23 protein-coding genes and 1 tRNA gene are annotated in these 25773 nt (G+C 63.1%); 12 read left to right on the forward strand and 12 right to left on the reverse strand.

Annotation, left to right across the window (positions count from 1 at the left end; genetic code table 11):
- Positions 1-226: 226 nt before the first annotated feature.
- Entirely contained in the window at positions 227-2071 is a 1845-nt protein-coding gene (argS, locus tag AC1VS5_RS05475; protein ID WP_144687747.1) for an arginine--tRNA ligase, read from the reverse strand.
- Between the two features lie 248 nt (positions 2072-2319).
- Between argS and AC1VS5_RS05480 the strand changes: the two genes are divergently transcribed.
- Positions 2320-2823 (forward strand): CarD family transcriptional regulator, encoded by a 504-nt coding sequence (locus AC1VS5_RS05480; RefSeq protein WP_022349332.1) that lies wholly within the window; start codon positions 2320-2322, stop codon positions 2821-2823.
- A gap of 369 nt (positions 2824-3192) precedes the next feature.
- Here the strand turns inward: AC1VS5_RS05480 and AC1VS5_RS05485 are convergent, their stop codons facing one another.
- The gene (locus tag AC1VS5_RS05485; protein WP_481217959.1) at positions 3193-4137 is read right to left on the reverse strand and encodes a helix-turn-helix transcriptional regulator; all 945 of its coding nucleotides are present in this window, start codon (positions 4135-4137) and stop codon (positions 3193-3195) included.
- A gap of 115 nt (positions 4138-4252) precedes the next feature.
- On the opposite strand from AC1VS5_RS05485, the gene AC1VS5_RS05490 reads away from it, so the two are divergent.
- The 4 genes from AC1VS5_RS05490 to AC1VS5_RS05505 all read left to right on the forward strand — a co-directional run bounded on the left by AC1VS5_RS05490 (position 4253) and on the right by AC1VS5_RS05505 (position 9260).
- The gene (locus AC1VS5_RS05490; protein WP_481217960.1) at positions 4253-6145 is read left to right on the forward strand and encodes an ABC transporter ATP-binding protein; all 1893 of its coding nucleotides are present in this window, start codon (positions 4253-4255) and stop codon (positions 6143-6145) included.
- The gene (locus AC1VS5_RS05495; protein WP_481217961.1) at positions 6146-7921 is read left to right on the forward strand and encodes an ABC transporter ATP-binding protein; all 1776 of its coding nucleotides are present in this window, start codon (positions 6146-6148) and stop codon (positions 7919-7921) included.
- A gap of 720 nt (positions 7922-8641) precedes the next feature.
- Entirely contained in the window at positions 8642-8908 is a 267-nt protein-coding gene (locus tag AC1VS5_RS05500; protein ID WP_420907655.1) for a type II toxin-antitoxin system Phd/YefM family antitoxin, read from the forward strand.
- On the forward strand, positions 8892-9260 hold the full coding sequence (locus AC1VS5_RS05505) for a PIN domain-containing protein (RefSeq protein ID WP_481217962.1): 369 nt from the start codon (positions 8892-8894) through the stop codon (positions 9258-9260). Before AC1VS5_RS05500 ends, AC1VS5_RS05505 begins: the two co-directional genes overlap by 17 nt.
- A 100-nt stretch (positions 9261-9360) precedes the next feature.
- On the opposite strand, the gene AC1VS5_RS05510 is transcribed toward AC1VS5_RS05505, so the two are convergent.
- Positions 9361-9810, reverse strand: coding sequence for a GNAT family N-acetyltransferase (locus AC1VS5_RS05510; RefSeq protein ID WP_481217963.1), 450 nt, complete (start codon positions 9808-9810; stop codon positions 9361-9363).
- Positions 9811-9942: 132 nt separating this feature from the next.
- Here AC1VS5_RS05510 and AC1VS5_RS05515 point away from each other — a divergent pair, with 132 nt between their 5' ends.
- Together AC1VS5_RS05515 and AC1VS5_RS05520 are read left to right on the forward strand one after the other, a co-directional pair.
- Positions 9943-10317 (forward strand): heavy-metal-associated domain-containing protein, encoded by a 375-nt coding sequence (locus AC1VS5_RS05515; protein ID WP_481217964.1) that lies wholly within the window; start codon positions 9943-9945, stop codon positions 10315-10317.
- A gap of 89 nt (positions 10318-10406) precedes the next feature.
- Positions 10407-11021 carry an HD family phosphohydrolase gene (locus tag AC1VS5_RS05520; protein WP_417061297.1) on the forward strand — a complete coding sequence of 205 codons (615 nt, stop codon included), beginning with the start codon at positions 10407-10409 and terminating at the stop codon, positions 11019-11021.
- A 252-nt stretch (positions 11022-11273) separates the two neighbouring features.
- Here the strand turns inward: AC1VS5_RS05520 and ndk are convergent, their stop codons facing one another.
- Together ndk and AC1VS5_RS05530 are read right to left on the reverse strand one after the other, a co-directional pair.
- Positions 11274-11684: a nucleoside-diphosphate kinase gene (gene ndk / locus AC1VS5_RS05525; RefSeq protein WP_481217965.1), complete on the reverse strand. Its 411-nt coding sequence runs from the start codon at positions 11682-11684 to the stop codon at positions 11274-11276.
- 39 nt (positions 11685-11723) lie between these two features.
- Positions 11724-13016, reverse strand: coding sequence for a glutamate-5-semialdehyde dehydrogenase (locus AC1VS5_RS05530; protein WP_481217966.1), 1293 nt, complete (start codon positions 13014-13016; stop codon positions 11724-11726).
- 105 nt (positions 13017-13121) lie between these two features.
- Between AC1VS5_RS05530 and AC1VS5_RS05535 the strand changes: the two genes are divergently transcribed.
- Both AC1VS5_RS05535 and AC1VS5_RS05540 read left to right on the forward strand, forming a co-directional pair.
- On the forward strand, positions 13122-14687 hold the full coding sequence (locus tag AC1VS5_RS05535) for an alpha/beta fold hydrolase (protein WP_481217967.1): 1566 nt from the start codon (positions 13122-13124) through the stop codon (positions 14685-14687).
- A 230-nt stretch (positions 14688-14917) separates the two neighbouring features.
- Positions 14918-15247: a hypothetical protein gene (locus tag AC1VS5_RS05540; protein WP_204627226.1), complete on the forward strand. Its 330-nt coding sequence runs from the start codon at positions 14918-14920 to the stop codon at positions 15245-15247.
- A gap of 59 nt (positions 15248-15306) precedes the next feature.
- Here AC1VS5_RS05540 and proB read toward each other — a convergent pair whose 3' ends face one another.
- The 7 genes from proB to AC1VS5_RS05575 form a co-directional block, all read right to left on the reverse strand.
- Complete coding sequence (gene proB / locus AC1VS5_RS05545) at positions 15307-16431, reverse strand: glutamate 5-kinase (RefSeq protein WP_481217968.1); 1125 nt, start codon at positions 16429-16431, stop codon at positions 15307-15309.
- A 120-nt stretch (positions 16432-16551) separates the two neighbouring features.
- A complete protein-coding gene (locus AC1VS5_RS05550) occupies positions 16552-18075 on the reverse strand; it encodes a nicotinate phosphoribosyltransferase (RefSeq protein ID WP_481217969.1) in 1524 nt (507 codons plus the stop codon).
- A gap of 70 nt (positions 18076-18145) precedes the next feature.
- Complete coding sequence (locus tag AC1VS5_RS05555; protein ID WP_481217970.1) at positions 18146-18571, reverse strand: hypothetical protein; 426 nt, start codon at positions 18569-18571, stop codon at positions 18146-18148.
- Between the two features lie 290 nt (positions 18572-18861).
- Positions 18862-19809 carry a radical SAM protein gene (locus tag AC1VS5_RS05560; RefSeq protein WP_481217971.1) on the reverse strand — a complete coding sequence of 316 codons (948 nt, stop codon included), beginning with the start codon at positions 19807-19809 and terminating at the stop codon, positions 18862-18864.
- Positions 19806-20423, reverse strand: a complete 618-nt coding sequence (locus AC1VS5_RS05565) for a GNAT family N-acetyltransferase (protein ID WP_481217972.1) — start codon at positions 20421-20423, stop codon at positions 19806-19808. The genes AC1VS5_RS05560 and AC1VS5_RS05565 overlap by 4 nt, the downstream gene beginning before the upstream one ends.
- 106 nt (positions 20424-20529) lie before the next feature.
- Positions 20530-20602: transfer RNA gene (locus AC1VS5_RS05570), tRNA-Ala, on the reverse strand.
- Positions 20603-20888: 286 nt separating this feature from the next.
- Positions 20889-21266 carry an alpha-amylase family glycosyl hydrolase gene (locus tag AC1VS5_RS05575; protein ID WP_204666596.1) on the reverse strand — a complete coding sequence of 126 codons (378 nt, stop codon included), beginning with the start codon at positions 21264-21266 and terminating at the stop codon, positions 20889-20891.
- 698 nt (positions 21267-21964) lie between these two features.
- Between AC1VS5_RS05575 and AC1VS5_RS05580 the strand changes: the two genes are divergently transcribed.
- The 3 genes from AC1VS5_RS05580 to AC1VS5_RS05590 all read left to right on the forward strand — a co-directional run bounded on the left by AC1VS5_RS05580 (position 21965) and on the right by AC1VS5_RS05590 (position 25391).
- Positions 21965-23215, forward strand: coding sequence for a glycosyltransferase family 4 protein (locus tag AC1VS5_RS05580; RefSeq protein WP_019128570.1), 1251 nt, complete (start codon positions 21965-21967; stop codon positions 23213-23215).
- A gap of 77 nt (positions 23216-23292) precedes the next feature.
- On the forward strand, positions 23293-24342 hold the full coding sequence (gene trpS, locus AC1VS5_RS05585) for a tryptophan--tRNA ligase (RefSeq protein ID WP_481217973.1): 1050 nt from the start codon (positions 23293-23295) through the stop codon (positions 24340-24342).
- Between the two features lie 209 nt (positions 24343-24551).
- A complete protein-coding gene (locus tag AC1VS5_RS05590) occupies positions 24552-25391 on the forward strand; it encodes an HAD-IIB family hydrolase (RefSeq protein WP_481217974.1) in 840 nt (279 codons plus the stop codon).
- Positions 25392-25773: the final 382 nt, after the last annotated feature.

The following is a 25773-nucleotide window of genomic DNA, read 5'->3' on the forward strand; positions in this document are numbered from 1 at the left end:
TCCCACACCCCATCCCTAAGGCCCGTGCACGGGCAATGGCGCGCAGCGCCGAGCCCCCACCCCCATTCCTTTCTCTACATCCCCGACCACGAGCCCGAGACGCAAGAAGGCCCCGGAGGGATTCCTTCGCGCGTTTCCCGCAGCTGCTCGGCTCTGCCGAGCAGCGAGGACCACGCGCGGAGGAACCCTCCGGGGCCTTCCCATGGGAGCCGAAGGCTCGTTCAACCTACATCTGCGTAGGCGCGGACACACCGATGAGCGAGAGGCACAGGGCGATCACCGAACGCACGGCGTCGCAGGCACCAAGGCGCGCACGGACGACCGCCGGATCAACCGGACGGCCCTCGCTCGGCAGCACCTGGCAAGCGGCGTAGAAGCTATGGAACGCAGACGCGAGCTCTTCGACATAGTGCGTGATACGGAACGGGGCACGGTCGCGGGCTGCGCCGGCGATGAGATCCTGAAGCTCGGAGAGCTTGCGGGAGAGCGCGAGCTCGGTGGGATCGGTAAGCAGCGAGTAGTCGACGTCGCCGTAGATGGCCTTGATGGCCACGTTCTCCATACCCATGAGGTCGGCCTGCTCGGGCGTGACGCCCGCGGCCTTGCGCAGGATGGAGCAGATGCGCGCATGAGCATACTGCACGTAGAAGACGGGGTTGTCGGCCGTCTTCTCCTTGACCTTCTCGATGTCGAAGTCGATGGTCTGGTTGGAGGAACGGCTCACGAGCGTGTAACGGGCCGCATCGGCGCCCACCTCGTCGATAAGCTCGCGGAACGTAATCATCGTGCCCTTGCGCTTGGACATGCGGATCGGCTTGCCGTTGCGAAGGAGGTTCACGAACTGGCCCAGCGGCACCTCGAACTGCCCGGGGTAGCCAAGAGCGTCGCACACGGCCTTCACGCGCGCGATATAGCCGTGGTGGTCGGCGCCCCAGATGTCGAGAACGCGGTCGACGCGCTGGAACTTGTTCCAGTGATAGGCGATGTCGGACGAGAAGTAGGTGTAGTCGCCATTGGACTTCTGGATGACGCGGTCCTTGTCGTCACCGAACTCGGTGGACTTGAACCACAGCGCGCCGTCGTCGGTGCGGTAGAGATAGCCCATCTTGTCGAGCTTGTCGTAGGCGCGCTCCACCGGCGAGGTGCCCGTCCAGTCCTTCTGGTACATGGTGCGCTCGCTCATCCACACATCGAAGTCGCAGCGAACGTCGTGGCAGGTCTCCTTCATGTCCTTGAGCATCTTCTGGTAACCGCGCTCGCGGAAGCTGAGCATGCGCTCCTGAGAATCAGCGTTCACCCACTTGTCGCCGTCGGTCTTCCAGAAGGCAGCTGCCTCGTCGATGATGTAGGTGCCGCCATAGGAGTCCTTGCCCAGGTCGGCCGTGAAGTCATCCATGTAGGGATGGCTATCGGGATGCTCGTCAGCCTCGTCCTGAACGTAGTTGTCGCGATCCTTGGCAAGGAAGTCGCGCGCGGCGTCGATATCGCAGCCCTGCTTCTCGATGATGTCGGCAAGCTGCATATAGCGCTTGGAGATCGAGTTGCCGAAGGTGTTCATCTGGTTGCCGTAGTCGTTGATCCAGAACTCGCGCTCGATGTCGTAGCCGGCGTGCTCCATGACGCGGCACATCGAGTCGCCGAGCGCGGCCCAGCGGCCGTGACCCACGTGCATGGGGCCCACGGGGTTAGCGGACACGAACTCGACCTGGGTCTTGAGGCCGCCGCCCACGTTGGACTTCGCAAAGTCCATGCCCTGCTCACGCGCCTCAGCGAAGACGGCGTTCTTCGCTGCGACGGAGAGGTAGAAGTTGATGAAGCCGGGGCCGGCGATCTCGACCTTCTCCACGACGTCGCTCTCGGGCAGGTACTTCACGATCGCCTCGGCGATGGCGCGGGGAGCCTGGTGGGCGAGCTTGGCGGATTTCAACGCCATGGTGGAGGTCCACTCGCCGTGAGAGGTGTCCGCCGGTCGCTCGATGCCACAATCTTCCAGCTCGAATGCGGGCAGGTCGCCGGCCTCCTGGGCGGCGGCGAGAGCGGCGCGAACCAGCTCTTCGATCTTCTCGGGCATGCAATTCCTCCTTGAAAAATGCTTCGGTACCCTCCCAGGGCACGCACATACAAGTAGTTGAACTATAGCACACCCCATGCGAGCTGCGCGGGAGCTGAGGAATCTCGAACGCGCTATACACAAAGGAGCGGGGCCCGCCCGATGCATCCGAATCGTGCCCTTCGTGTTCATTTTGAAGGACATCGGCATAAATCCGCACTTAAACGTGGTATTCTATATATCAAGGTAGCTTAATAGTTGGAGGAAGCATGTTCAGTATCGGAGAGCACGTTATTCACCCCGGGCAGGGAGTCTGCACCGTCACCGGTTTCGACGAAGACGCCCCCACGCCCATGATCATCCTTGAATGTAAGCAAGGGCACGCGAAGACGCGCATGATGTACCCGCTCGCGCAATCCGATCGACTGCACCTAGCCATCTCGCGCGAGGAGGCCGAAAACCTCATCGAGCATTACGGCGACCTCGAATGCGACCCCTTTACCGAGCGCAACAGCTCGCTTGAAGAAACCCATTTCAAACAGCTCCTCAAAGAAGGAGCGCCTGAGACAGTGCGCGTGGCGAAGACGATGCACCACCGCATCCGGCTTGCCGAGCGCCAAGCCAAGAAGCCAAGCAGCTACTACGCGCGCGTGCTCAAGGAGGCGCGCCGCCGTTCGCTCGAAGAGCTCTCCGTAGCCATCGGCTGCTCTGAGGAGGATATCGAGCAACGTCTCTCGGCTGCGGAATCTGCAATCGACGCAAGCTTGAACTAGCCGGCACATAGCCAAAAGCCGCTGCTGTGGCGAACGGCCGCTTTTCCGGCAATCCCATCGCCAAGAGGACGGGTCCTTCGCTCGGCCAGACGGGTGCTGGCCGCATGGCATGGCAACTCCCGCAGAATATGGGATGCGCGGACGGCGCCTGAGCAAAACTATCGCCAAAGGATCGAATTTTAGGGGACCGCCCGAGTACACCCCATGAACGTTGCATAGAAACCGCAGGTAAACGCGATGGGGTGAAACCGTCTACTTCGCTTGACCCTCAAAATCCAGTCCTTTGGCGATAGTTTTGGTCTATTCCATTACTCCGGGGCCATTTTGGTTGCAATCGAACGTGCCAAACGGCCGGCCCCGAGGTCGCCTTCACTCGCCCATCGCACTCGGCGGCATTCCGAAGGCACGCTCGAAGGCAACGGTGAAGCTCGAAACGCGAGGGTATCCGACGCCGCGAGCGACCTCGGAGACGCTGAGCCCGCCCCGTTCGAGCAGCTGACGCGCGCGCTCCATCTTCGACCTGCGGATATACGCCCCCAAGCTCTCTCCCGTCTCCTGGCGGAACACGGCGCACAGGCGCGTCCTACTTGTGAGCAGAGCGCGCGCGAGCTCGTCGAGCGTCAACATCTCATCCATGCGCATCGCAACGAGACGCTCGGCCGCGCGCACGAGCCGCGCCTGCTCACGCGTGCCCGCAGCGCGCTCAGCACGACTCCGCTCCTCGAACCAGGCTATCGCGGTCCGCGCTGCGGTCTCAGCGCCCCGCAGGGCGGACGCGCCGTCGAGGAGCCGTCCGCCAAACAGCGGCGTCATGGAGCGCAGGCATCGGTCGAGCGCGCAGGCGAGCTCCGCCTCGCAGGCACTCCCCGGCTCATCGATAAGCTCTAGAGCGGAGCGCTGTTCGCGCGCCTCGAGACGCGAAAACCACTCGGGCAGGAACGTAACCGAGACCGCATCGTGCACATCCCCCGCGCGAAGTACGCACCGCTGGGGGTCATCGGCATGTCCGAATACGGCCACGTTGCCAGCGCGCTGCGCTCGGTTGGGCTGGGCCACCGGGCAAAGCGAGAGGCTGTCGGCCGACAGCGTGCACACGCAGAGGCCCGGCACGCTGCGCTCGTGAAATGCCATGTCGCTTCTCACCTCGATACGATGGGAGGTCACGACGCAAAGCCCTTTCAGCCGATACACGACCACGCGCGCCCGCGCCCGCTCATCCGAGACCGCGCCGGTAAGCGCGTCGCCCGCTTCTTCGAGCGTGATGCCGAACTGCTCAATCTGAGGTCTGTAGAGCTCATCGAGCTGATCTGTCACCGCGCCGCCTCCCTCCGCTTTTCGAATTCGTACCAAGCTTCCGCATGCGCAGCACATCGTCTTGTCCTCATGATAAGTTAGTCGATGCTAACAGTTCAAGGGAACGGAGGCTTCTATGGAAGGACAGGCTGCTGCGGACGCGCGGCCCAACAAGACGGCGCATCCCGTAGGGAGGCTGCTCGCCTTCGCCGGCCCGCGCCGAGCACTCACCTACCTAGGCTGCGTGCTCTCAGCCATCTCGATGCTCGTTTCGTTCGGACCGTATGTGTGCATATGGTTCGCCGCGCGCGACCTCATCGCCGCAGCTCCCAACTGGGACGCAGCGACAGACATCGCAACCTACGGATGGTGGGCGCTCGGATTTGCGATAGCGTCCATCGCACTCTACTTCATAGGCCTCATGTGCACGCACCTCGCCGCATTCCGCTGCGCATCGAACATGCGCAAGCGCACGACCGAACACCTCATGCACGCGGGCCTAGGCTACTTCGATACGCATGCGAGCGGAGCACTCCGGCGCGTGGTGGATGGCTGCGCCCTCGAGACCGAAGGCCTGCTCGCCCACAAGCTGCCGGACACCGCGGGCTCAATAGCCATGATCGCAGGCATGTTCGCGCTGTTCTTCGTCTTCGATTGGCGACTGGGCGTGGCCTGTCTCATGCCGGTCGTCGTCAGCCTCGCCTGCATGTTCTACATGATGGGTGGGCGAGGCATGGACTTCATGACGCGCTACATGGAGTCGCTCGTGAAGATGAACAAGACGGGCACCGAGTACGTGCGAGGCATTCCCGTGGTCAAGGTCTTCCAACAGACGGTATACAGCTTCCGCGCGTTCCACGACGCCATCGAGGAGTTCACGGTGCTCGCTCAGGATTACGCCGTGAAATGGTGCCAGACGCCGCAGGCGCTCTCGCTCACCGTCATCAGCGCGGCGGCGGCCTTCCTCGTGCCGGTGGCAGTGCTTCTTGCTCCCGGCGAGACCGACCTCGCCCACTTTGCCGCCAACTTTGCCTTCTACGCGATCTTCTCAGCGGTGATCCCTACGGCCATGACGCGCGTAATGTTCATGTCCGATGCATTCCAATCGGCGACGGACGCCGTGAACCGTGTGGAGGAAGTGCTCGCCGCCCCCGTGATTGAAGCGCCCCTAAGCCCGCGCACGCCAGCGGACAACGCCATCCGCTTCAACGACGTCACCTTCACGTACGAAGGAAGCGGGGAGCCCGCACTCGACCATGTCTCCTTCGATGTGCCGGCAGGGGCCACCGTGGCGCTCGTAGGGCCCTCTGGAGGTGGGAAGACAACAGCCGCGAGCCTTGTGCCGCGTTTCTGGGACGCAGACTCCGGGCACGTCCTCGTGGGCGGCACCGATGTTCGCGACATGGACCCCGCCGACCTCATGGGCCGCGTGGCCTTCGTCTTCCAGGCGAACCGGCTCTTCTCGCAGAGCATCCTGGAGAACGTGCGCGCCGCGCGCCCCGATGCCACGCGCGAACAAGTAATGGCCGCGCTCGAGGCCGCGCAGTGCTCAGACATCATCGCCAAGTTGCCGAACGGAGTGGACACCGTCTATGGAACCGATGGCTCCCACCTCTCGGGAGGCGAGGTACAGCGGCTCATGCTCGCCCGCGCAATCCTAAAAGATGCACCCATCGTGGTGCTCGACGAGGCCACAGCCTTCGCCGACCCCGAGAACGAAGTGAAGATCCAGGCCGCCTTCAAACGCCTTGCGCGAGGGCGGGACGGCTCGCCGCGAACGGTGCTCATGGTGGCGCACCGACTCTCCACCGTGAGGAACGCCGACAAGATCGTTGTGCTCAACGAAGGATGCGCGGCCGAGCAGGGCACCCATGAGGAGCTCCTCGCCGCAGGAGGGCTCTACGCGCGCATGTGGGCCGACTACGAGAAGGCTGTGAGCTGGAGAATCACAAGCGCAGAGCAAAGCTCGAAGGAGCCGAAAGGGACAGAGCCCCATCGCGCCGACCGGGTTGAAGGGAGCGTGGCATAGATGTCCATCAAGGAGAAGTACGCCCTCACCGACGAGGGCGTGAGAAACGTCAAGCTCGGCGCAGCGTGGACGACCGTCGCCAACCTCGTGGTCTTCGCGAGCGTGGGATTCGTCTACGTCATCATGAGCGCGATCGTGGCACGGCTCACGGGAGAGCCTGCCGTGCTGGGGCCGTTCGGAGAGCTGGGATTTGACCCGCTGTCCGTGCCCATGGTCGGCTGGATCGTCGCGATCGCGGTCTACCTTGCGGTCCTCTTCGTGTGCGAGCGCCTCGCATACTACTATCAATACGGCGTCATCTACAAGGAAAGCGGCCGTCAGCGCATCGCGCTCGCCGAGCGCCTGCGGAAGCTACCCCTGGGCTTCTTCGGCCGTCGCGACCTCGCAGACCTCACCGAGACGCTCATGGGTGACGTCAAGACCACCGAGCACGCCTACAGCCATGTACTCCCCGAGCTCTATGGCGCCTACGCCACCATGGCCATCGCCTTCGTGTGCCTCGCCGCGTTCGACTGGAGGCTCGCCGTGGCGTCCATGTGGTCGGGCCCGGTAGCGCTGCTCATGCTCTTCGGCGTGCGCTCCAAGCTCCAGCCGCTCATGCACAGGACGCGCATGGCGGGGCTCAAAACGTCCGAGTACATCCAAGAGGCTCTCGAGTGCGTGCGCGAAGTGCGCGCCACCAATCAGGAGGAACGCTACCTCCAGCACATCTATAAAAGCGTAGACACCGCGGAACGCACCGCTATCCGCGGCGAGCTTGCAACGGGCCTCTGCGTGAACGGCGCGCAGATCGTGCTGCGCTTGGGCTTTGCCACCACGCTGCTCGCCGGCGCCACCCTCATCGCTGACGGCACCTGCGACTTTCTCACCCTTTTCTGCTTCCTTCTCGTGGTGAGCCGCATCTATGCGCCCTTCGACCAGGCGCTCATGCTCATCGCCGAGCTGTTCTCGGCACGCACCGCTGCGGCACGCATGAAGAGCTTCTTCGAGGAGCCGCTGGCCGACGGCGGAACCGAGTACTCCCCTTCCGGCCATGACGTGGTCTTTGAACACGTGGGCTTCGCGTACGAACAGGACGGCGAGAAGGTGCTGGAGGATGTTTCCTTCACGGCACGCGAGGGCGAGGTCACGGCGCTCGTGGGCCCGTCGGGCTCCGGCAAGTCAACCTGCGCGCGGCTTGCGGCCAGACTCTGGGACGTGAGCTCCGGCCGCGTGAGCGTGGGCGGCGTGGACGTAAGCACGGTGGAGCCCGAGTCGCTGCTCGCTGATTTTTCCGTCGTCTTTCAAGATGTGACGCTCTTCGACGATACGGTTATGGAAAACATCCGCTTGGGCAAGCGCGGCGCCACCGACGAGGAGGTCCTTGCAGCGGCACGGGCCGCCAACTGCGATGAATTCGTCTCGCGCATGCCGGAAGGGTACGGGACCATGATTGGCGAGAACGGAGCGCGCCTCTCGGGCGGTGAGCGGCAGCGCATCTCCATCGCACGGGCGCTCCTGAAGGATGCACCCGTGGTGCTCTTAGACGAGGCAACCGCCTCGCTCGACGTAGAGAACGAGACCAAGGTACAGGAGGCGCTCTCGCGGCTGCTTGCCGGCAAGACGGTCATCGTAATCGCGCATCGCATGCGCACCGTCATGAATGCGGACAAGGTTGTGGTGCTCGAGGGCGGGCGCGTCGCCGAACAGGGGCACCCTGCTGAGCTCATGGAACGCGACGGCCTCTTCGCTCGCATGGTGCGCCTCCAACGCGAGAGCGCCGAGTGGACCTTGTAGCCACCAACGTGACGGTGGGGTTTGAGGAACCGAGCTCGCCCCATCGTCGCGCCCCGGCCTGCCTGTCACCAAGGGCAACCTCTCCCAAAGCAGGCACCTTTGGCAAAAAAGTTAGGGTCTTCTAATTTATAGCCGATTAGTTTACCATGCCTAACTACATGTTACGCCGCGGCCGGACCGGCGCCCGGCCGGCAGACGGGAGGATCCATAGGCATGATGATCAGCAAGCGGCTCACAGGATTGGTACCCGAGAGCAGGAGATTCGTCGCCCAGAACGTCGCATTCCAGTGGGTCTCTCGTTGCGAACATCTGCTTGATCTCGGTCGATTGCCGAATGCTCGGAAGCATTTTCGAGCATTCGGCGTCAACGGGTGATTTCGTCCTCACCGCCGGCGCGGCCTTCGCCGTCATCGCCGTGCGCGCGCTCTGCACGACCAGCGCGGCGAAGGCAAGCTTTCGCGCTGCCCAATCGGTGAAGCAGCGCCTCCGCCCCCTCATCTACGAGAAGAGGCCGGCAAAGACGGGCCGCGCGCCGCGCCCATGGCTGGGCCGGACGCGTTCGCCTGCAACTGGCTGCAACCATTACAAGGTGCGAAATTCATATGAACGCCCTAGCCCACAGATGCATATTTTGACCAACAAATTAGTCAATCTTGTAGGTATACTGTTGTTGATCGAATCGATTATCGGGAGGACGCGATGGGTTCCGTCTCTATCGACATGCATCGGGCTGAGAAGTACGGCTTGGCAGACGCCAAGGCTCACCTGAGCGATCTGGTTGCTACGGTCGAACGAACCGGTGAAGCCTGCATCATAATGCGCTATGGGCGCCCGGCGGCATGCATCGTGCCGGTACCAGAGGAGCGTGCGATGCCAGCAAAGCGCGCAAAAGGCCTTCTAGCCCCATACGCAGACAACAGCAAGCGCGCGCTTGAGAAAAGCGCATTCGAGCGAATGATGGTGGAGAAGCATGGAGAAGCTGCTTGATGCCAACGCGGTTCTCCGGTACCTCCTCGAAGACATCCAGGAGCAATCGGATTGCGTCGCAGAAACAATAGAAGCAGGTGCCGAGGTTACCGTCGAGGTGCTGGCCGAGTGCGTATATGTGCTCTCTGGCGTGTACCACGTCAACCGTTCGGACATTGCCGAGAGCCTTGGCATCCTGCTCGATGAGGTAACATGCCGCCGTAAACGCGTTGCCGCCGCAGCCCTGGGCCTTTACAGCGGAAGTTCGTTCGACTTCGTCGATTGCGTGCTGGCAGCCGAAGTTGCTGAGAACGGACGAGAGACCCTCACATTCGACAAGAAGCTGCAAAGCCTCTTTAGTCGTGTTGCGTAAGGCGACCCACGCCCGATTGCGTGCACGAAGATCGGGTCGCGACGATTGAGAGCCATGCACTATGCGGGCGCCCCCGCCCCCTCGGCTTCACCCTATCGCTTTACAAACTTCTCCGCAGGTAAACCATATCTTTAAGCAGAACGCCTGCCTCCACGATAGGGTGGTCGTAGTTGTCGATGAAGAAATTCTCGATGCGGTGGTGGCGCACGAAACCGCATACCTCGTAAAAGGGCACCGTGAGCGGGCTGTCCCCCGTACCCACCTGCAGCGCGTCATAGGTACCCTTTGCGTTTCGCGCGATGAACTCGATGAGCGCACGACCAAGGCCACGGCGCTGGTAGGCTGGATCGACGGCAAGGTTCTTGATCTCGAGCATGCGGTCCCCTTCATCGGTTACCACGCAGACCCCAACCGTCTTCCCCGCTATATCGAGGGCAAACATGGTACCGCGCCCCAGATAGCGGTCTATCATATCCTCCTGCTCGTCGGCAAGCAGAAGCAGCTGAAGGTAGTCGCGCTTGGAGCGCTCGGAAACGCGTCGAATGTTCATGGCACCATTGTACCAACGCGTCTTGAACACCGCCCGGCTTTCTTGATCGCAACGCATCGCCGAAAGAATGTTAGACTAGTATTACTTTTATCGGCAAGTTTCGCGTCACCCAGAAGAGTCATGGAGGCAAGCATGGTCGACTACCTTATCGTTGGAGCCGCTTTAGCGCTCGCGGTTTTTATTCTCGTCCGGCAAGCGATGCGCATTGGGCGCGGCGGAGGCTGTGGTTGCGAGGGCGGAGGAGCCCGGCCCGTCCGGCAAAGGCGACGCCGCGTGCGCCATATCGATGCCAAACGCTACCCATATGCACTAGAGCTGCAGGTAAGCGGCATGCACTGCGAGAACTGCGCACGCCGTATCGAGGATGCCCTTCAGTCGCTCGACGTCATCGCAAAAGCAGAGCTACCTAGTACGGTAATCGTTCGCAGCAAGCATCCGGTCGACAAGGAAGCATGCTCGAAGGCGGTGCACAAGGCAGGATACGAAGTGATTGAAACGCAGTTATAGGCATAACCGGCCGCATGCGCCAACAGGCACCTCCCCCTCCATACGTTGTCCTATAATGAGCACACTCGACACACGACGAAGGGGGATTCATGGCAGGGAAGCTTTCCGCCGGTATGACGCGCGACGAGGCATTCGCGCTTCTGACCGAGCACAACAAGGATGCCTTCCATATCGAGCACGGTGAGACCGTCGAGCAGACCATGCGCTACTTCGCGCGCGAGTTCGATCCCGAGAACGAGGAGTTCTGGGGCATCGTGGGGCTGCTCCATGACCTCGATTGGGAGGAGCATGACGACGAGCCCGCCATGCACACCCTCTACGCCACCCCGCTCATCGAGGCGGCCGGCGGAACACCCGAGCTCGTCCGCGCCATTCAAAGCCACACCTCAGATTTCAACCCCGAGCTGCCAAAACCGGAGCTCCAGATGGAGAAGATCCTCTTCGCCACAGAGGAACTGACCGGCCTCATCGGCGCCGCCATCGTGATGCGCCCCAGCAAGAGCGTTATGGATTTCAACGTTAAGTCGCTCAAGAAGAAATTCAAGGATAAGCGCTTTGCCGCCGGCGTGAATCGCGACGTCATCCGCTCCGGCGCCGAGATGCTTGGCTGGGAACTTGACGAGCTCTTTGCCCGCACGATCGAGGCCATGCAAAGCTTCGCGCCCGATCGCGACACCTTCGGAAAGGAAAACACCGAAGCCTAGGCATACCCAAACGCTGACCACACGCCGGGCCGGTTTCCGCTGCGCAACGGAACCCGGCCCGGTTTCTGCTTTAGCAGCACGTATCCTGAAAATGGTGCGCAATCCCTTTTAATACACCCACTAGTCAGCAAAAAGCCCCGCACCGGCACAATCGACCGCTCCCCATCTTTTGGAGCGTTATTTCCCTGTCCAAGAAATAGAAAGCGGTTCAGTGCACGGTACGGAGCAATCGCTCGGTCCGCTCTGTGACGTTTATTCCTCGCCAAAGAACAGAGCGATTTCGCGCTCGGCAGCCTCGGGGGAATCTGAGCCGTGAATCACGTTCGCCGCAACGTCGAGACCGAAGTCGCCGCGAATGGTGCCCGGTGCCGCGTCGATGGGATTCGTCGCGCCCATGAGCGTGCGCATCTTCTTGATGGCGCTCTCGCCCGAGACGACCATCTTCACAACCGGTCCCGAGGTGATGAAGTCAACGAGCTCGCGGAAGAAGGGCTTCTCCATATGCTCGGCATAGTTCGCCTCCGCCTGTTCCTCGGTCAGCACGGCGAGTTCCATGCGCTCGATGGAAAGGCCGGTACGCTCGATGCGCGCGATGATGTCGCCTACGTGGCGCTCTGCCACGGCATTCGGCTTGATCATGATATAGGTGCGCTCCAGGGCCATGGTATCTCCTCTCAATCGTTTGGCAAATTGTACCCTACCTTATGGCCTAATTTGCCCCGCCCCACGAATCTCGTATTTATACGTGGTAAGCGCCTCGGCCGCGAAGGGTCCGCGTGCGTGGAGCTTCTGGGTGGAGATGCCGATCTCGGCGCCCAAGCCGAACTCGCCGCCGTCGGTGAAGCGCGTGCTCGCATTGGCATAGACCGCGGCAGCGTCGACCTCGGCAAGGAAGCGCTCGCATGCTTCCCGGTCCTCGGCAACGATGGCCTCAGAATGATGCGTGCCGTGCGCATTGATGTGGGCAATCGCCTCGTCTAAGCCGCTCACGCACTTGACGCTCATCTCGAGGGCAAGATACTCGCGATCCCAGTCCTCTTCCACCGCGGGAACAAACCGCTCGCCCACGACGGAATCGGCCTCCGCGACCGCCGACGCAGCAGCATCGCCATGAATGGTGACCCCGGCTCCGGCCAGGTCCCGCAAGATGAGCGGCAGGAACGCGGGCGCAACCGCTTCGTCCACGAGGAGCGACTCGGCGGCGTTGCAAACTCCCACGCGCTGGGTCTTCGCGTTCATCACGATCGCGCGCGCTTTATCGAAATCCGCGCTCTCGTGCACGTAGATATGGCAGTTGCCCGTCCCCGTCTCGATGACCGGCACCTGCGCCTCGCGCACGCAACGGCTGATGAGCCCCGTGCCACCGCGCGGGATGAGCACGTCGACGATGCCGCGCAAGCCCATGAGCGCACCCGTGGCGGCGCGGTCCGTGGTCTCGATGATGGAAACGGCCTCCCGGGGGAAGCCCTGCGCCTCCACAGCGTCGGCGAGCGCATGGGCGATGGCCACGCATGAGCGCTGCGCGATGGAGCCCCCGCGCAGGATGCAGGCGTTGCCCGTGCGGATGCAGATGCCCGCGGCGTCGGACGTCACGTTGGGGCGCGCCTCGTAGACCATGGCCACAAGCCCCAGCGGCACACTCACGCGGGTAAGGTCGAGCCCTTCGCTGATGGTGCGGTGCTCGAGCACGCGCCCCACGGGATCGGGCAGGCCGGCCAAGGCCTCGAGGCCGGCCGCCATGCCCTCGATGCGATCAGGAGTGAGAAGCAGCCGGTCCAGGAGCCCCTCGCTCGTGCCCGCAGCGCGGGCAGCCTCCATATCCTGGGCGTTCGCGGCAAGAATCTCGCCCGTGCGGGCCCGGAGCTCTTGGGCCATGGCGCGCACCGCCGCCATGCGCTCGGCATCGGTGGCGCGGCCGAGCGGCAGGCTCGCCGCCTTGGACGCCTTCGCAAGCTCGGTAACGTAGCGTGGGATATCTTGGATGTCGTGGGACATGGAACTCCCCTTTGAATCGTTCTCGTAAACTCGTATTGAGTGTACCCTGTTGTCAGCAATCACGTTGTCACGTTCTGCGCCGCGCGGCGTACCCGAGGAGAAACCATGACCAAACTCGCCAGCTACTATGTTCCCGGACTCTACGTCGAGGACTTCTCGATCGATGTGCCGCTCGACTGGCGCGGGCTCGAGCCGGCAACGCTCGCGGTGGGTATCGGCGTGCGTCACGGCGCCTTCCCCGACCCCATCCCCGGGGCACCCGAGAGTATCAAGCTTTTCTATCGAACCCTCTGTGCTCCCGAACATGCCCACGATGACCTGCCGCTCCTCGTCTTCCTGCAGGGAGGGCCGGGCGGCGAGGGGCCGCGTCCCACCTCGCCCACGGCAGACGGATGGATCGCTGAGGCCATCAAGCACTTTCGCGTGGTGCTTCCCGACCAGCGCGGTACGGGCCGCAGCTCGCGCGTGAGCGGGCAGACGATGGCGAGGCTCGCGGCGGCATGCGGCGCCGACATGGCCCACGGCGCGGGTGGAACCGCAGCCGGCACGGCCATGGCTGCTGACAAGGACGCTGCGAGCGCCGCGCGCAATAACGCGGGAGCCGAAGCCGAGGCCGCTACGCTCCCGGCCAAGGGCACGCCTGCCGCCACCGCCGCTCGCGCGCAGGCCGATTTCCTCAAACGCTTCCTCGCCCGTTCCATCGTTTACGATTTCGAATATCTGCGCCTCACGGCCTTCGGGGGAAGGCCGTGGACGACGCTCGGCCAGAGCTACGGCGGCTTTCTCACCCTCACCTACCTCTCGCTCTTCCCTGAAGGCGTAGCGGCGAGCTTCGCCTGCGGCGGCATCCCCCACGTACCGGCGAGCGCCGCTGAGGTCTACGCTCACACGTTTCCGCGCATGGCCGCTAAGACTGGGCAGTACTACGCCCGCTACCCCGAGGACGCCATGCGCGTGGCCGCGGTGGCGGACCGTGTTGCCGCAGGCGGCGTGACCCTGCCCGACGGCAGCCCGCTCACCGTGGAGCGTCTACAGCTCCTGGGCAGCGATTTTGGCATGAAGCCGAGCTTCGAGCGGATGCACTGGCTCTTTGACCACGCGTTCGAAGAGGGCGACGGCTCGGTGCCGACAAAAGACCCCGCGGGGCTTGCGCTCTCGGACGGCTTCCTCATGAGCGTGCTTGAGCGTACGAGCACCGCAACCAACCCGCTCTACTGGACGCTCCAGGAGTTCATCTACGCCGACGGCATGACCAAGCCCATAGGATGGGCGGCCGAGCATGAGAAGGCGTCGCGCGCGGCGTTCGGCGCCAGCGAACGGCCGCTCCTCTTTACCGGCGAAGCCTGCTTCCCTTGGATGTTCGCCCAGATGCCCGAACTCAAACCATTCGAGGCGGCGGTTTCGCTCCTCATGGAAGACGACCAGTTCGACCGCATCTACGACCAGGTGCGCCTTGCGGCCAACGAGGTGCCGCTCCAAGCGGCCGTCTACTTCGACGACATGTACGTCGACTCCGGTCTGCAGCTCGACACGCTCAGCCGTGTGGGCGCAAGCCACGCATGGGTCACGAACGAGTTTGAGCACGACGGCCTCCATGGCGATGCCGTCTTCAAGCATCTCTTCGAAGAGGCCCTGAACCGCGGAGACCTCGAGCGGGCCCTCCGCTCATAACGTGAAACCGGGGACAGAGGCTCTCGACCGCAACGCTGTGGCAGGGGCTTTCACATCGTTGCGGCACCCCGCGCACATAGGCGAAATCGCCTCTGTCCTAGTTTTGCAAAATCGCCTCTGTCCTAGTTTTGCATGGCGTCCGGACACGGCGCTCGAACGCGCACGGAGAATCCACGCCATGTTCGCTAGCAAAATGCAAACGGTTGTTCGATACTAGTGCCATGGACTATGTGACGACAACATCTGGGGAACGGCGGCGCATCCACCGCGAGTACGTCGACGTCGTGGCCCGGTTCGGGCGCGACGGCGCGATCGAGCCCGTGTGCGTCGCATGGCGGGACGGCCGCAGCTTCCCCATTGACGAGGTGCTTGAAGCCGGTCGCTTTGGCGCAGAGGCGGGCGGTCGGCAGATGGCGCGGTACCGGGTGAGGCTCGGCAGGCACGAAACCGACCTGTATCTCGAACGGCGGGGCGCACAGCCCGCCCTGGGAACCGATGAGAGCCTGCGCTGGTGGGTCTACGCCTACGATCAGGTTAAGCCCGGCCACGCCCCCGCATAGACGGGCCTTGAGGCCATGTCCTAAAGCTTGGGACGGCAAAACAGGCCGCCCGAAAACGGCTAGGCGAAAACGATGAGATTATCCCGGTGAATGGCGGGGCGGCCGGCGAGGGCCTGGAGCAAGTGGTTCCCGGCGATCTCTCTCTGCTGGCGGCCCGCAGCAAGCTGCAGCTCATCGGAGCCGGCCTCAGCGATGCCTCGCGCGAGCACGAAACCGCCCGCATCGCGCACATCGAGTACATCGCCCGCCTTGAACTGCCCCTCAACTGCCGTGATGCCCACCGGCAGAAGCGACGAACCGCGCTCGACGAGCGCCCGAGCCGCCCCGTCGTCCACCGAAACCGAGCCATGAGCCGCATCGCCGAGCGCGATCCAAAGCTTGCGCGGAGCGATGTCCGTGCGCGCATGCGGCGGCACGAAGAGCGTACCCACCTGTTCGCCGCGAGCCAGGCGCGCAAGCGCCCCTTCGTCCGCACCGCTGCAGATCACGCTCGGAATGCCCGCCGTCATGAGGATTCGGCTGCTCCGAATCTTGGTAATCATTCCACCCGTACCCACCGCGCTCGATGAATCGCCCGCAGAAGCGATGATCGCCGCATCGATCTTCTCGACGCGCGGTACGAAACGGGCATTGGGGTCTATGGACGGGTTCGCGGTATAGAGCCCCTCGATATCCGAAAGCGTAACGCAGAGATCGGCCGAGACGAGACAGGCCACGAGCGCCGCGAGCGTGTCGTTGTCGCCGAAGCGAATCTCGTCAACCGAAACGGTATCGTTCTCGTTCACCACGGGCACCACGCCGAGCTCCACGAGCCTGGTGAGCGCGTCGCGCGCATGCAGGTACGACTGGCGGCGCGCCGTGTCATGGCGGGTGAGGAGCACAAGCGACGTGGCGAGCCCGCAGGCGCGGAACTCCTCATCATAGGCCGCAGAAAGCACGCACTGCCCCACCGAGGCGCAGGCCTGCAGGCTCGGCATGTCGGCAGGCCGGGTGCTAAACCCGAGCACCGGCGCACCGCACGCGATGGCCCCCGAGCTCACCACGACGAGATTCCACCCGAGCGAGCGCAGCTCGACCGCCTCATGCGCAAGCCGCGCGATGAAGGGGCGGTTCACGCCTGTACCCGGCTCGGTCACCGTGCTCGAACCGATCTTCACGACCATGGTCTTGGCAGCAGCGGGCATGGCATCTCCCATCAGATTTTGCATAAGCGGTTACAACGGCCAGGCTGGATAGTATCACGTCCGAGGCCATCCAGCCGGGTCGCGGGCGATAACGATGCCGAGCGACCGGACCGCGCGCCGCTACCGCCTCGTCTTGGGAGCCTTCCACGGCATCGCCGAGCCCGCCTGCTCCATGCGCTCGCGCACGAGCTCGTCGCGCACGCGCGCAAGGCCGGACTCCATGCCCACGATATAGGACTGCGGGTACAGGAAGCGCTTGTACTCTTCGTCGAGGCCATCGAGGGCCGCCGCGCAACGAGCGCGGGCATCGGCAATCGGCTCACGCGGGGCAACGGCGCTGCCGCCACGCACCACGGGAGCGAGCAGCTCCCGGTACGGCATGCCCGCCACGCTCGTTACGAGCGCGGCGTCGTTCACGGCCACGAGCGTCGTGCCGCGGGCCTCGCCCTCACCCTCCATGAACGCCTCGTCGTAGATGAGGTCGCACACGGGGCTGCCCGACTCGTCCATATAGCGACGCACCTGCTGAACGCCAGGAATCGTGCGCTTATAGGGCTGCTCAGAAAGCTTCACCACGGGCGTCCAGCCCTCGTCACCGGGGTCGCGGCGCGCGGCGAGCTTGTAAACGCCGCCGAGCGCTGGCTGATCGTAGCAGGTCGCGAGCTTGGTACCCACGCCGAACGAGTCGATGGGCGCGCCCTGGTCCAAGAGGCTCTGGATGGTGTATTCGTCAAGGTCGTTGGAAACCGAGATCTTCACGTACGGCAGGCCCTCCTCGTCGAAGCGTCCGCGCACATAGGTCGAAAGCTTCGCCAAGTCGCCGGAGTCGATGCGGATGGCGGCAAGCCGCTCGCCGCGCTCCTCCATCTCATGTGCCACGGTGATGGCGTTCTCCACGCCCTCGCGCACGTCGTAGGTATCGATGAGGAGCGTACAGTTGTTGGGGCTCGTGCGCGCGAAAGCGCGGAACGCTTCGAGCTCGGAATCGAAGCTCATCACCCAGCTGTGCGCGTGCGTGCCGAAGACCGGAATACCGTACTTGCGCCCGGCAAGGACGTTCGAGGTGCTCGAGCAGCCGGCCACGTAGCTCGCGCGGGCCACGGCCATGCCGCCATCGGGTCCCTGAGCTCGGCGCAGGCCGAACTCCGCTACCGGGCGTCCCTTCGCCGCCTGGACCACGCGCGCGGTCTTTGTTGCCACGAGCGTCTGGAAGCCAACCGTGTTGAGAAGCGCCGTCTCGAGCATCTGGCACTCGAGCGCCGGGCCGCACACGCGTACCATGGGCTCGCGCGGGAACACGAGCTCGCCCTCGGGCACGGCGTCGATATCCACATGCATACGGAAGTTGCGCAGGTAGTCGAGGAAGCCGGGCTTGAACAGCGCGCCGCCCGCCGGCGCTTCGAGCGACCCAAGGTAGGCGATGTCCTCGTCGGTGAAGCGAAGGTTCTCCACCAGATCGGGCAGGTCGGAGGTGCCGCACATCACCGCGTACGCGCTCCCAAAGGGATGGTCGCGGTAGAATGCGGTGAAGCAATCCTCCTCGTCCACCTTGCCGCTCTCCCAGAGCCCCTGGGCCATGGTGAGCTCGTAGAGGTCCGTGAGGAGCGCTACGTCCGTGGGGCGCGATTCGTCCGTCAAAGCCATGTTGATCCGCTTCCTTTCCTATCGCGCGGTGCGGCACGGACCACGTAGGCTCGGCCGCAGGCAGAATGTGCTATCCGAGCATGCCGAGGTTACTTAGGGCGATATAGGCGACTACGCACAAGGCGACAACAAGACAGATGCCGATGGTGATCTTCTGGGCAGGCGGCATCGAGGGCATGCCGTCATCGTCCTCGCCCTCCGAAAGCACCATGCGCTCGCCGAATGTTCGCTCATGGGTCTTTTTCCCGGTGGACCCGGCAGGAGCACCGTGGGCGGCCTCGCCGGCAGCGGGCTTCGGTGCTCGCGACGCTGGCGACGCGGCGGGCTCGGCCGCAGGCGCTTCCTCAACCTCACGTCGCTCAGCACGGAGCGCCTCGAGCTCGGCACGCTCACGACGTGCGCGCTCCTGCTCTTCGCGATGCGCTTTCTCGGCGCGAAGCGCTTCGAGCTCGGCACGCTCCTCATCGGTAAGCGGACGAGCATCTCCATCTGCCATGAGTGGTCCTCTCAAAAAGGCGGCACCGTGCCGCACGGGCAATCATCGGGTTGAAGTATACCCCGCTGTGTCACGCCAAATGAGGAACAGTCCTCAATTTGACATTCCCGGGCAACGTGCAAGTTTTGGGCACTCCAGAAGCGATTCCTTGAATACACGAAGACAATACGCCAAAGAAATAGCAGGTAGATGAATTGCCGGTCTTCCGTATACTTTGAAGATGCCCCGCGAAGTGCCCAAAACTTGCATTCAGCCAAATCCGAGAATGCAGAAAGGCCCCAATCGGCACCCTATCGCGCATCCGCGCGCTCAAGCACGCCCGTGGTATCGAAGGGCGGGGTGAAGCTCTCGTCCACCGCTCCGCCTTCTTGCCAGAACATCTGCGTGAACCCGAGGTCGTCGGCATGATCGAGCACGCGCTCGTACTCCTCCCGGGTAACCGCGCGGGCGAGCTCGCCTCCCGCCGCGCGCATCGCAGCGTTCGGCGTGTATTGGTTCATGACGGAAATGGGGACGTCGCCAACCGCGTCCCAGATCAAATCGAGCACACGGCAAGAATCCTCGGCATGCCCCGGCAGCACCAGATGGCGCACGATGATCCCGCGCGTCCAGGTGCCATCTGCGCGAGCGGCTCCTCCCCCATGGCGCTCAAGCTGCCGCGCCATCTCAATGAGCGCGCTCTGGGCGACTGAAGGGTAGTCGGGCACATGCGAAAGAGCACGGCCCAGCCCGGCATCGGCATACTTGAAGTCGGTGAGCCAGATATCAACGAGATCGTCCAGCTCGCGCACTGCCTCCACGCGCTCGTACCCGCTCGTGTTGTAGACGATGGGGATAGCGAGCCCCCGCGCACGGGCGGCAGCGATTGCCTCCGGCAGCAGGTGCGCATAATGAGTCGCGGTCACGAGGTTGATATTGAGGGCGCCCTGATCCTGGAGTTCCAGCATGATCTGGGCGAGTCGCTCGGGCGAAACATCGATGCCGAAGTTTCCCGTCGAAATCTCGTGATTCTGGCAATAGACGCATTTGAGCGGACATCCGCTGAAGAACACGGTGCCCGAACCCGCCTCGCCCGAGATGGGCGGCTCCTCCCAAAAATGCAGCGCCGCGCGGGCAAGCCGCAGCGTGTCGGTTGCCCCGCAAACGCCACGCTCGCCCGCCGCTCGATCTGCACGGCACCTGCGCGGGCAGAGTTCGCACGCGCTAAGGGTTGAGGGAAGCAATAGAGAGCGCGTCATCGCTTCTCATCTGTCTCGCGCAGGTCGAGCTCCATGAGATGCGAGGGGTGCCGCAATCCGCCCCCGACCTCAATATCGAAGATGCCAAGATCGGCAAATCCCGCACGGCGATATGCCGAAATCGCAGGGGCGTTGTTGTCGAATACGTCGAGGCGGAGAGACCATGCACCGCGCGAGCGCGCCTCCCTAACGGCAGCGCGCAACAGGGCCCGGCCGACGCCGCGCCCGCGGGCCCCTGGCGCCACGGCGAGCAGGTGAATGACGGCCACGCGGCCAGAGGGGGCGTCAACGAGCCAGGACGCGAGGCTGTAATCGGTCCCTTGCCGAGCATCGAGCACAAACGCGCCAAGCACCGACGGCCTGCAGCCGAGGCCTGCGACCGGCCTGCCCGCTTCGCACTCGGGCCCATCGTCAAAATGCCGTCCTTCTGGAGCCTGCGCAATGGCAACGAACAGATTGCCCGAGTGAGCCGCTTCGAGCAGCCCCTCGTGGGTCGGATGCACGCCGAAGTCCCACCAGACGTCGTGGGGAGCACCGTTCATCTCGTCGGCGACACCCCGGTAGAGCCGCTCGACAGCCGGAAGGTCGTGCTCCGTTGCAGCAACGATGTCCATGGCGCCCCCGCCCCGCGCCCCGCCGCGCCATCCGAGGCAGGATGCAAAAACGATTAAAACAAACGAACCCGCAGGCACTCCTACGGGCTCGATTAAATTGCTCGGGTGGAGACGAAGGGAGTCGAACCCTCGGCCTCTGCCATGCGACGGCAGCGCTCTCCCAACTGAGCTACGTCCCCAAGCAGAAAGATATTCTACCAAGCCGTGGGCGAGTGTCAACAGACAATTTGGATCTCTCCCGCGGGAGCGTGGCCCATCGAACGATGAAGCCTCTTTACGCGGCGGCGATGACCAGCTCGAGCGCCAGCGGCGGCCGCAACGAGGCCGCAACAACCCCGGCGGCAACCATCGCATGCGCGACGGCACCGGCCTCACGGCCGTGGACACCGCACGCCGCAAACAAGCACGCCGCCCCGTTCCGCCGTTCCCGCCGGCACCGCCCCCACCTGCCGTCGCCTGCCACCATCAGAAGCGCTGGTAGCGCTCATCGCCGGCAAGCGCCCGCTGGAACCAGGCGTGCTCCACGGAGGTATGGCAGAGCACCATGTCGCGCATGATGCCGAGGCCTCGCGCTCGGGCCTCGCTCACAAGCTCGTCGAAATCGCCCATCGTTCCGTAGACCGAATCTACTGCGCAGTAATCCGAGACGTCATAGCCGTTGTCGCGCTGCGGGGAGGGGAAGAACGGCGTGATCCACACATAGTCGATTCCCAGCGAGGCCAGGTAGTCGAGCTTCGAGGTGATGCCCGGCAGGTCGCCGATGCCATCGCCATCGCTATCGCAAAAGCTCTTGATGTAGATCTGATAGGCCACGATCTTGCCCAGATCGGGCTTATAGGACAAACCCCACGCGGCGATCAACCGTTTCGATGAGTAGAGGACAAAACCCCAAGCGGCGATCGACTGATTCTGTTGATAGAGAGCCGCGAAGAAAGCCCGGCCATCGCAAGCCGGCACAAAAGGACCGCACCCCGTTTATGCGTAAATGAACCCACCTCTACAAGGTGGGTGCCCTCATCGCCCGTTCCAGCTTCCTTAACAACGAAGGATGCCTGTACTGAGTACGACTGTGTGGGCTCCCTGAAAAAACGTGACGGTTCACCCAGTTGCTCCACGGGGTGCGGAACACCATCATCATATCGTGCCGAATACCGATTACCAGTCTTGACTTATCTCCCTTCGTGTTAGATGATGGGCATGGTAACGTGCGTCGTCGCATACCGCTATTTTTGCAGGTCAAAACCTGTATTTCATCATCTCATCTCAAATTGTGAATACCTATCGCCCGCTTGCGGGGCACAGCCGCCGTGTGGCCGTCTGCTCACCCTGCCACCAGACCGCGCCGCCAACACCCCGCGCACACCAAACGGCATCCCCTGCACGCCCGACGGCATCCCCCGCACCTCGGTCACGTATCTGCTGTGACGGTGAGGAATCGCCGCGACTGGCGCCCCACTTCCGCCTTTCCGGTATGATGTATCGCGTTATGCCCGCACGATGCGGGCGATGGTTATCGGACACGTCTTGGTGGTAGCGCCCTCATGGATTCGTTCTTCCCCTACATCTGCATTGCGGGCGCCGCATGTGCAACCACCTACGCCCTCGTGCCGCTGGCCAAGCGGCTCGCAATCCGGGTCGACGCCGTCGACTACCCCTCCAAACGCCGCATCAACAAGACTCCCACACCGCGCATGGGCGGCGTCGCCGTGTTCTTCGGCCTCGTCGTTGCTCTCATCCTGCAGGTTATCGGTACATGGTGCTGGGGCTGGCCCTCTGCGCTCGTCTCGCACCCGAGCATGCCCGTGAACTACTACCTGCTCGCCGCGGCCTTTTGCATCATCTTTATCACCGGCGTCGTGGACGACATCGTAACCCTCAAGCCGTACGCTAAACTAGCAGGCCAAATCGTCGCTGCAGGCGTCGCCGCCGCGGGCGGGCTCCTCATCGGAAGCATCGTCAACCCCTTCGTCGCGGGCGCCTTCATCGACCTCGGTTGGCTCTCCTACCCCATCACGATCATCTACCTCGTGGCGTTCGCGAACATCATCAACCTCATCGATGGCCTCGACGGGCTCGCCACGGGCATCTCGGCAATCGCAAGCATCACGATGTTCAGTTTCTCCATCTTGGCCGGACGCACCGATGCTGCTGCGCTCTCGATCGCGCTCTTCGGCTCCTGCCTTGCCTTCCTGCGCTTCAACTTCCACCCGGCGAGCATCTTTCTCGGAGATTCGGGCGCCCTCACCCTGGGCTTTGCGCTCGGTACGGTGTCGCTGCTCTCGGTGAGCAGGACCGCTGCGCTCACATCGCTGCTCATCCCGCTCATCGTGGCCGGGGTACCCATCATCGACACCCTCGCCGCCATCGTACGGCGCAAGCGCGCGCACGTGAGCATCGGACAAGCCGACAAGGGCCACATCCAGCACCGTCTCATTCAAGAGGGCTTCGACCAACGGCAGGCGGTGCTTCTCATCTACGCATGGTCCATCATGCTCTCGATCGGTGCGTCCATCATCAACCAGGTTCGCATCGAGCTGCGCATCGTCATCTTCATCGTGCTGCTCGTCTGCTCGGCTGCCTTCGCGCTGCGCCTCCATCTTTTCGAGCCGGTGCTGCGCCACCACTACAACCCCAAAACCCATGAGGACGAGATCGTCACCCCCGACGACCCGGCCTTCACCGAAGCGAAGCTTGCCGAGGAACGCGAGCACGAGCGCCGCCGCGAGGAGCGCCGCGAAGAACTCGAGCGCCTTCAGAGCCATCTGCGCGATAATGATGCCGCTAAAAAGTAAAGCCTCTTCCTGAGCGCGTTCGCCTACCTCGCAAAGACGCAATGTGCCGGAACGAAGATGAACGAACGGAGTCGACCATGCCCAACGAACGCAGCTACGAGACCGCCTGCAAGCGCAGTGACGAGATTCGCGCCGACCTTCCGCTCCACCCCGAGAAGTACACGATGCTCACAGGCGACCGCCCCACGGGCCGCCTGCATCTGGGCCATTACTTCGGCACGCTCAAGGGGCGCGTCGAGCTGCAGGACATGGGCGTTAAGACCAGCGTGCTCATAGCTGACTACCAGGTCATCACCGATCGCGACACCACCGAGCACATCCAAGACAACGTCTACAACATGGTCATGGACTACCTGGCCTGCGGCATCGATCCGAAAAAGACCATGATCTACACGCATTCCGCGGTGCCGGCGGCCAACCAGCTCATGCTGCCCTTCCTCTCGCTGGTGAGCGAGGCGGAGCTGCAGCGCAACCCCACCGTGAAGGCCGAGATGGAGGCCTCGGGCCACGAGCTCACCGGGCTCCTCCTCACCTATCCGGTGCACCAGGCGTGCGACATCCTCTTCTGCAAGGGCAACGTGGTGCCTGTGGGGCGCGACCAGCTGCCGCATATCGAGCTCACCCGCCTCATCGCGCGCAAGTTCAACAACCGTTACGGCAAGGTATTCCCCGAGGTCGATGCGTTGCTTTCCGATACGCCGCTCCTGCCGGGCCTCGACGGCCGCAAGATGAGCAAGAGTTACGGCAACGCCATCTCCATCTCCATGACCGCGGAGGAAACGGCGAAGCGCATCAAGAAGAGCCAGACCGATTCCGAGCGCATGATCACCTTCGATCCCGAGGGGCGCCCGGGCGTGAGCGGCCTGCTTTCGACCGCCGCCATCTGCACGGGCCGCGCGCCGGAGGAGATTGCCGAAGAAATTGGCATGGGCGGGTCTGGCCAGCTCAAGAAGTATGTAACCGAAGCTGTAAACGGCTACTTCGAACCTATCCGCGAGCGCCGTCACGCCTTTGAGCAGGATCTCGACTACGTGAAGGACGTGCTCCACGAGGGCAACCGCCGCGCGAACGAGATTGCCGAAGCAACCCTCGCCGAGGTCCGCGAGGCGATGGGAATGGTGTACTAGCTAGTTGACGCTGCGCGCGCCCCAGGCGGGGAATCTTGCCGCTCACTCGTCGGGCGCGACCCCTAGGTCTACGTCCTCCTCGTTCACGGCAACCTTCCCCGCCTGGGGCGCGCTCGCTGTCGTGAACTGGACCTAAAGCCCCTTTCATGCTGGTAACCTATAACAGGGAGTCCCATTCCCAAATCGTCTCTGGACCTAAAGGAGCGCCGATGTACAAGCTGATCGCAAGCGATATGGACGAGACCTTTCTCGACGGCACCCACAGCATTCCCGCGGCGAACGTCGAGGCGCTCCGCCGCCTGCGCGAGCTCGGTGTGCTCTTTGTGCCGAGCTCCGGCAGACCCTATCAATCTATCATGGACAACTTCGCCGATGTCGATCAGTCGCTCATGGAAGGGTCCTATATCATCTCGTACAACGGCGGCTTCATCAACCGCTACGGCGATCCCGATCCGTTGCTCGCTACCACCGGGGACCGTGCCTCGATCGAGCGCCTCTACGCATGGGGCGTCGAGCATCGCCAAGCGCTGCACCTCTATACCACGAGCGGAGAGACCTATGTGCAGTTCCTCCCACCGGAAGAGCAGGAGTATCTGAAGGGCTTTCCAGGATGCATCGAGCTCGACGATTCGGTAAGCAGCCTCGATGATTTCATCGGCGATGAGGAGCTCATGAAGATTATCTTCATGGATATCGATTTCGATCGCTGCCGTCAGATAGGCGAGGAGCTTGCGCCCACCCTCGATCCCGGCAACGTCGCTATCACATACTCATCGAATCGCTATGTCGAATTTGTCCCCGCCGGCGTGAACAAAGGCACGGGCCTTGCGCACCTAGCCGAGCTCTTGGGCATCGACATCTCCGAAACGATTGGCTTTGGAGACGCCGCGAACGACCTCGACATGCTAAAGCGCGCGGGCCTTGGCGTTGGCGTTGCGAACGTCTCCGATGACGCCCGCCCCTTCTGCGACGTCGTACTGGATACCCGCGCCGAGGACGGCGCCCTAGCCGAGCTCGTCACGCGCATCATCGAGCCGGAGCATCGGTAACAGAACCCACCTCGTCCGCCGGCGGAGCAAAACGCTCGGCAGATTGCGCGCACAGGAAGAGGCCCCTGCATCCCACGTGGACGCAGGGGCCTCTTCCTGAAGTACACCAATCGCACAGAGGGGAGGATGCGATCGAACACGCCGCGAGAGGTTTTCTCATCGCCTTTACCTCTCGGTCGTTGAGTTAACTTTAGTAAACTATGTGGGTGCCGTCCAGATTCCTAGGGCACCTTCACAGGTCTTTCATAAGTTAGCCAGAGCTTACCTTTCGTTTGCCGAAGCGATGCGCACATGCGCCAAACCGCATTGACGAATTGGGGTCCGTGTATTTGCCGTTTTGGAACGCAAAGCGTCTAAATTGCGACGCCATTCGGCACTTCAG

Source organism: Enorma sp. (genome assembly GCF_982429025.1).

Coding starts and splice junctions, on each gene's coding strand:
- AC1VS5_RS05560 (WP_481217971.1), bottom strand. CDS start 19,809: ATGACGCGCTCTCTATTGCTTCCCTCAACCCTTAGCGCGTGCGAACTC.
- AC1VS5_RS05520 (WP_417061297.1), top strand. CDS start 10,407: ATGGCAGGGAAGCTTTCCGCCGGTATGACGCGCGACGAGGCATTCGCG.
- AC1VS5_RS05510 (WP_481217963.1), bottom strand. CDS start 9,810: ATGAACATTCGACGCGTTTCCGAGCGCTCCAAGCGCGACTACCTTCAG.
- ndk (WP_481217965.1), bottom strand. CDS start 11,684: ATGGCCCTGGAGCGCACCTATATCATGATCAAGCCGAATGCCGTGGCA.
- AC1VS5_RS05565 (WP_481217972.1), bottom strand. CDS start 20,423: ATGGACATCGTTGCTGCAACGGAGCACGACCTTCCGGCTGTCGAGCGG.
- AC1VS5_RS05505 (WP_481217962.1), top strand. CDS start 8,892: ATGGAGAAGCTGCTTGATGCCAACGCGGTTCTCCGGTACCTCCTCGAA.
- argS (WP_144687747.1), bottom strand. CDS start 2,071: ATGCCCGAGAAGATCGAAGAGCTGGTTCGCGCCGCTCTCGCCGCCGCC.
- proB (WP_481217968.1), bottom strand. CDS start 16,431: ATGCCCGCTGCTGCCAAGACCATGGTCGTGAAGATCGGTTCGAGCACG.
- AC1VS5_RS05515 (WP_481217964.1), top strand. CDS start 9,943: ATGGTCGACTACCTTATCGTTGGAGCCGCTTTAGCGCTCGCGGTTTTT.
- AC1VS5_RS05580 (WP_019128570.1), top strand. CDS start 21,965: ATGGATTCGTTCTTCCCCTACATCTGCATTGCGGGCGCCGCATGTGCA.
- AC1VS5_RS05480 (WP_022349332.1), top strand. CDS start 2,320: ATGTTCAGTATCGGAGAGCACGTTATTCACCCCGGGCAGGGAGTCTGC.
- AC1VS5_RS05555 (WP_481217970.1), bottom strand. CDS start 18,571: ATGGCAGATGGAGATGCTCGTCCGCTTACCGATGAGGAGCGTGCCGAG.
- AC1VS5_RS05550 (WP_481217969.1), bottom strand. CDS start 18,075: ATGGCTTTGACGGACGAATCGCGCCCCACGGACGTAGCGCTCCTCACG.
- AC1VS5_RS05500 (WP_420907655.1), top strand. CDS start 8,642: ATGCATCGGGCTGAGAAGTACGGCTTGGCAGACGCCAAGGCTCACCTG.
- AC1VS5_RS05590 (WP_481217974.1), top strand. CDS start 24,552: ATGTACAAGCTGATCGCAAGCGATATGGACGAGACCTTTCTCGACGGC.
- AC1VS5_RS05490 (WP_481217960.1), top strand. CDS start 4,253: ATGGAAGGACAGGCTGCTGCGGACGCGCGGCCCAACAAGACGGCGCAT.
- AC1VS5_RS05535 (WP_481217967.1), top strand. CDS start 13,122: ATGACCAAACTCGCCAGCTACTATGTTCCCGGACTCTACGTCGAGGAC.
- AC1VS5_RS05495 (WP_481217961.1), top strand. CDS start 6,146: ATGTCCATCAAGGAGAAGTACGCCCTCACCGACGAGGGCGTGAGAAAC.
- trpS (WP_481217973.1), top strand. CDS start 23,293: ATGCCCAACGAACGCAGCTACGAGACCGCCTGCAAGCGCAGTGACGAG.
- AC1VS5_RS05530 (WP_481217966.1), bottom strand. CDS start 13,016: ATGTCCCACGACATCCAAGATATCCCACGCTACGTTACCGAGCTTGCG.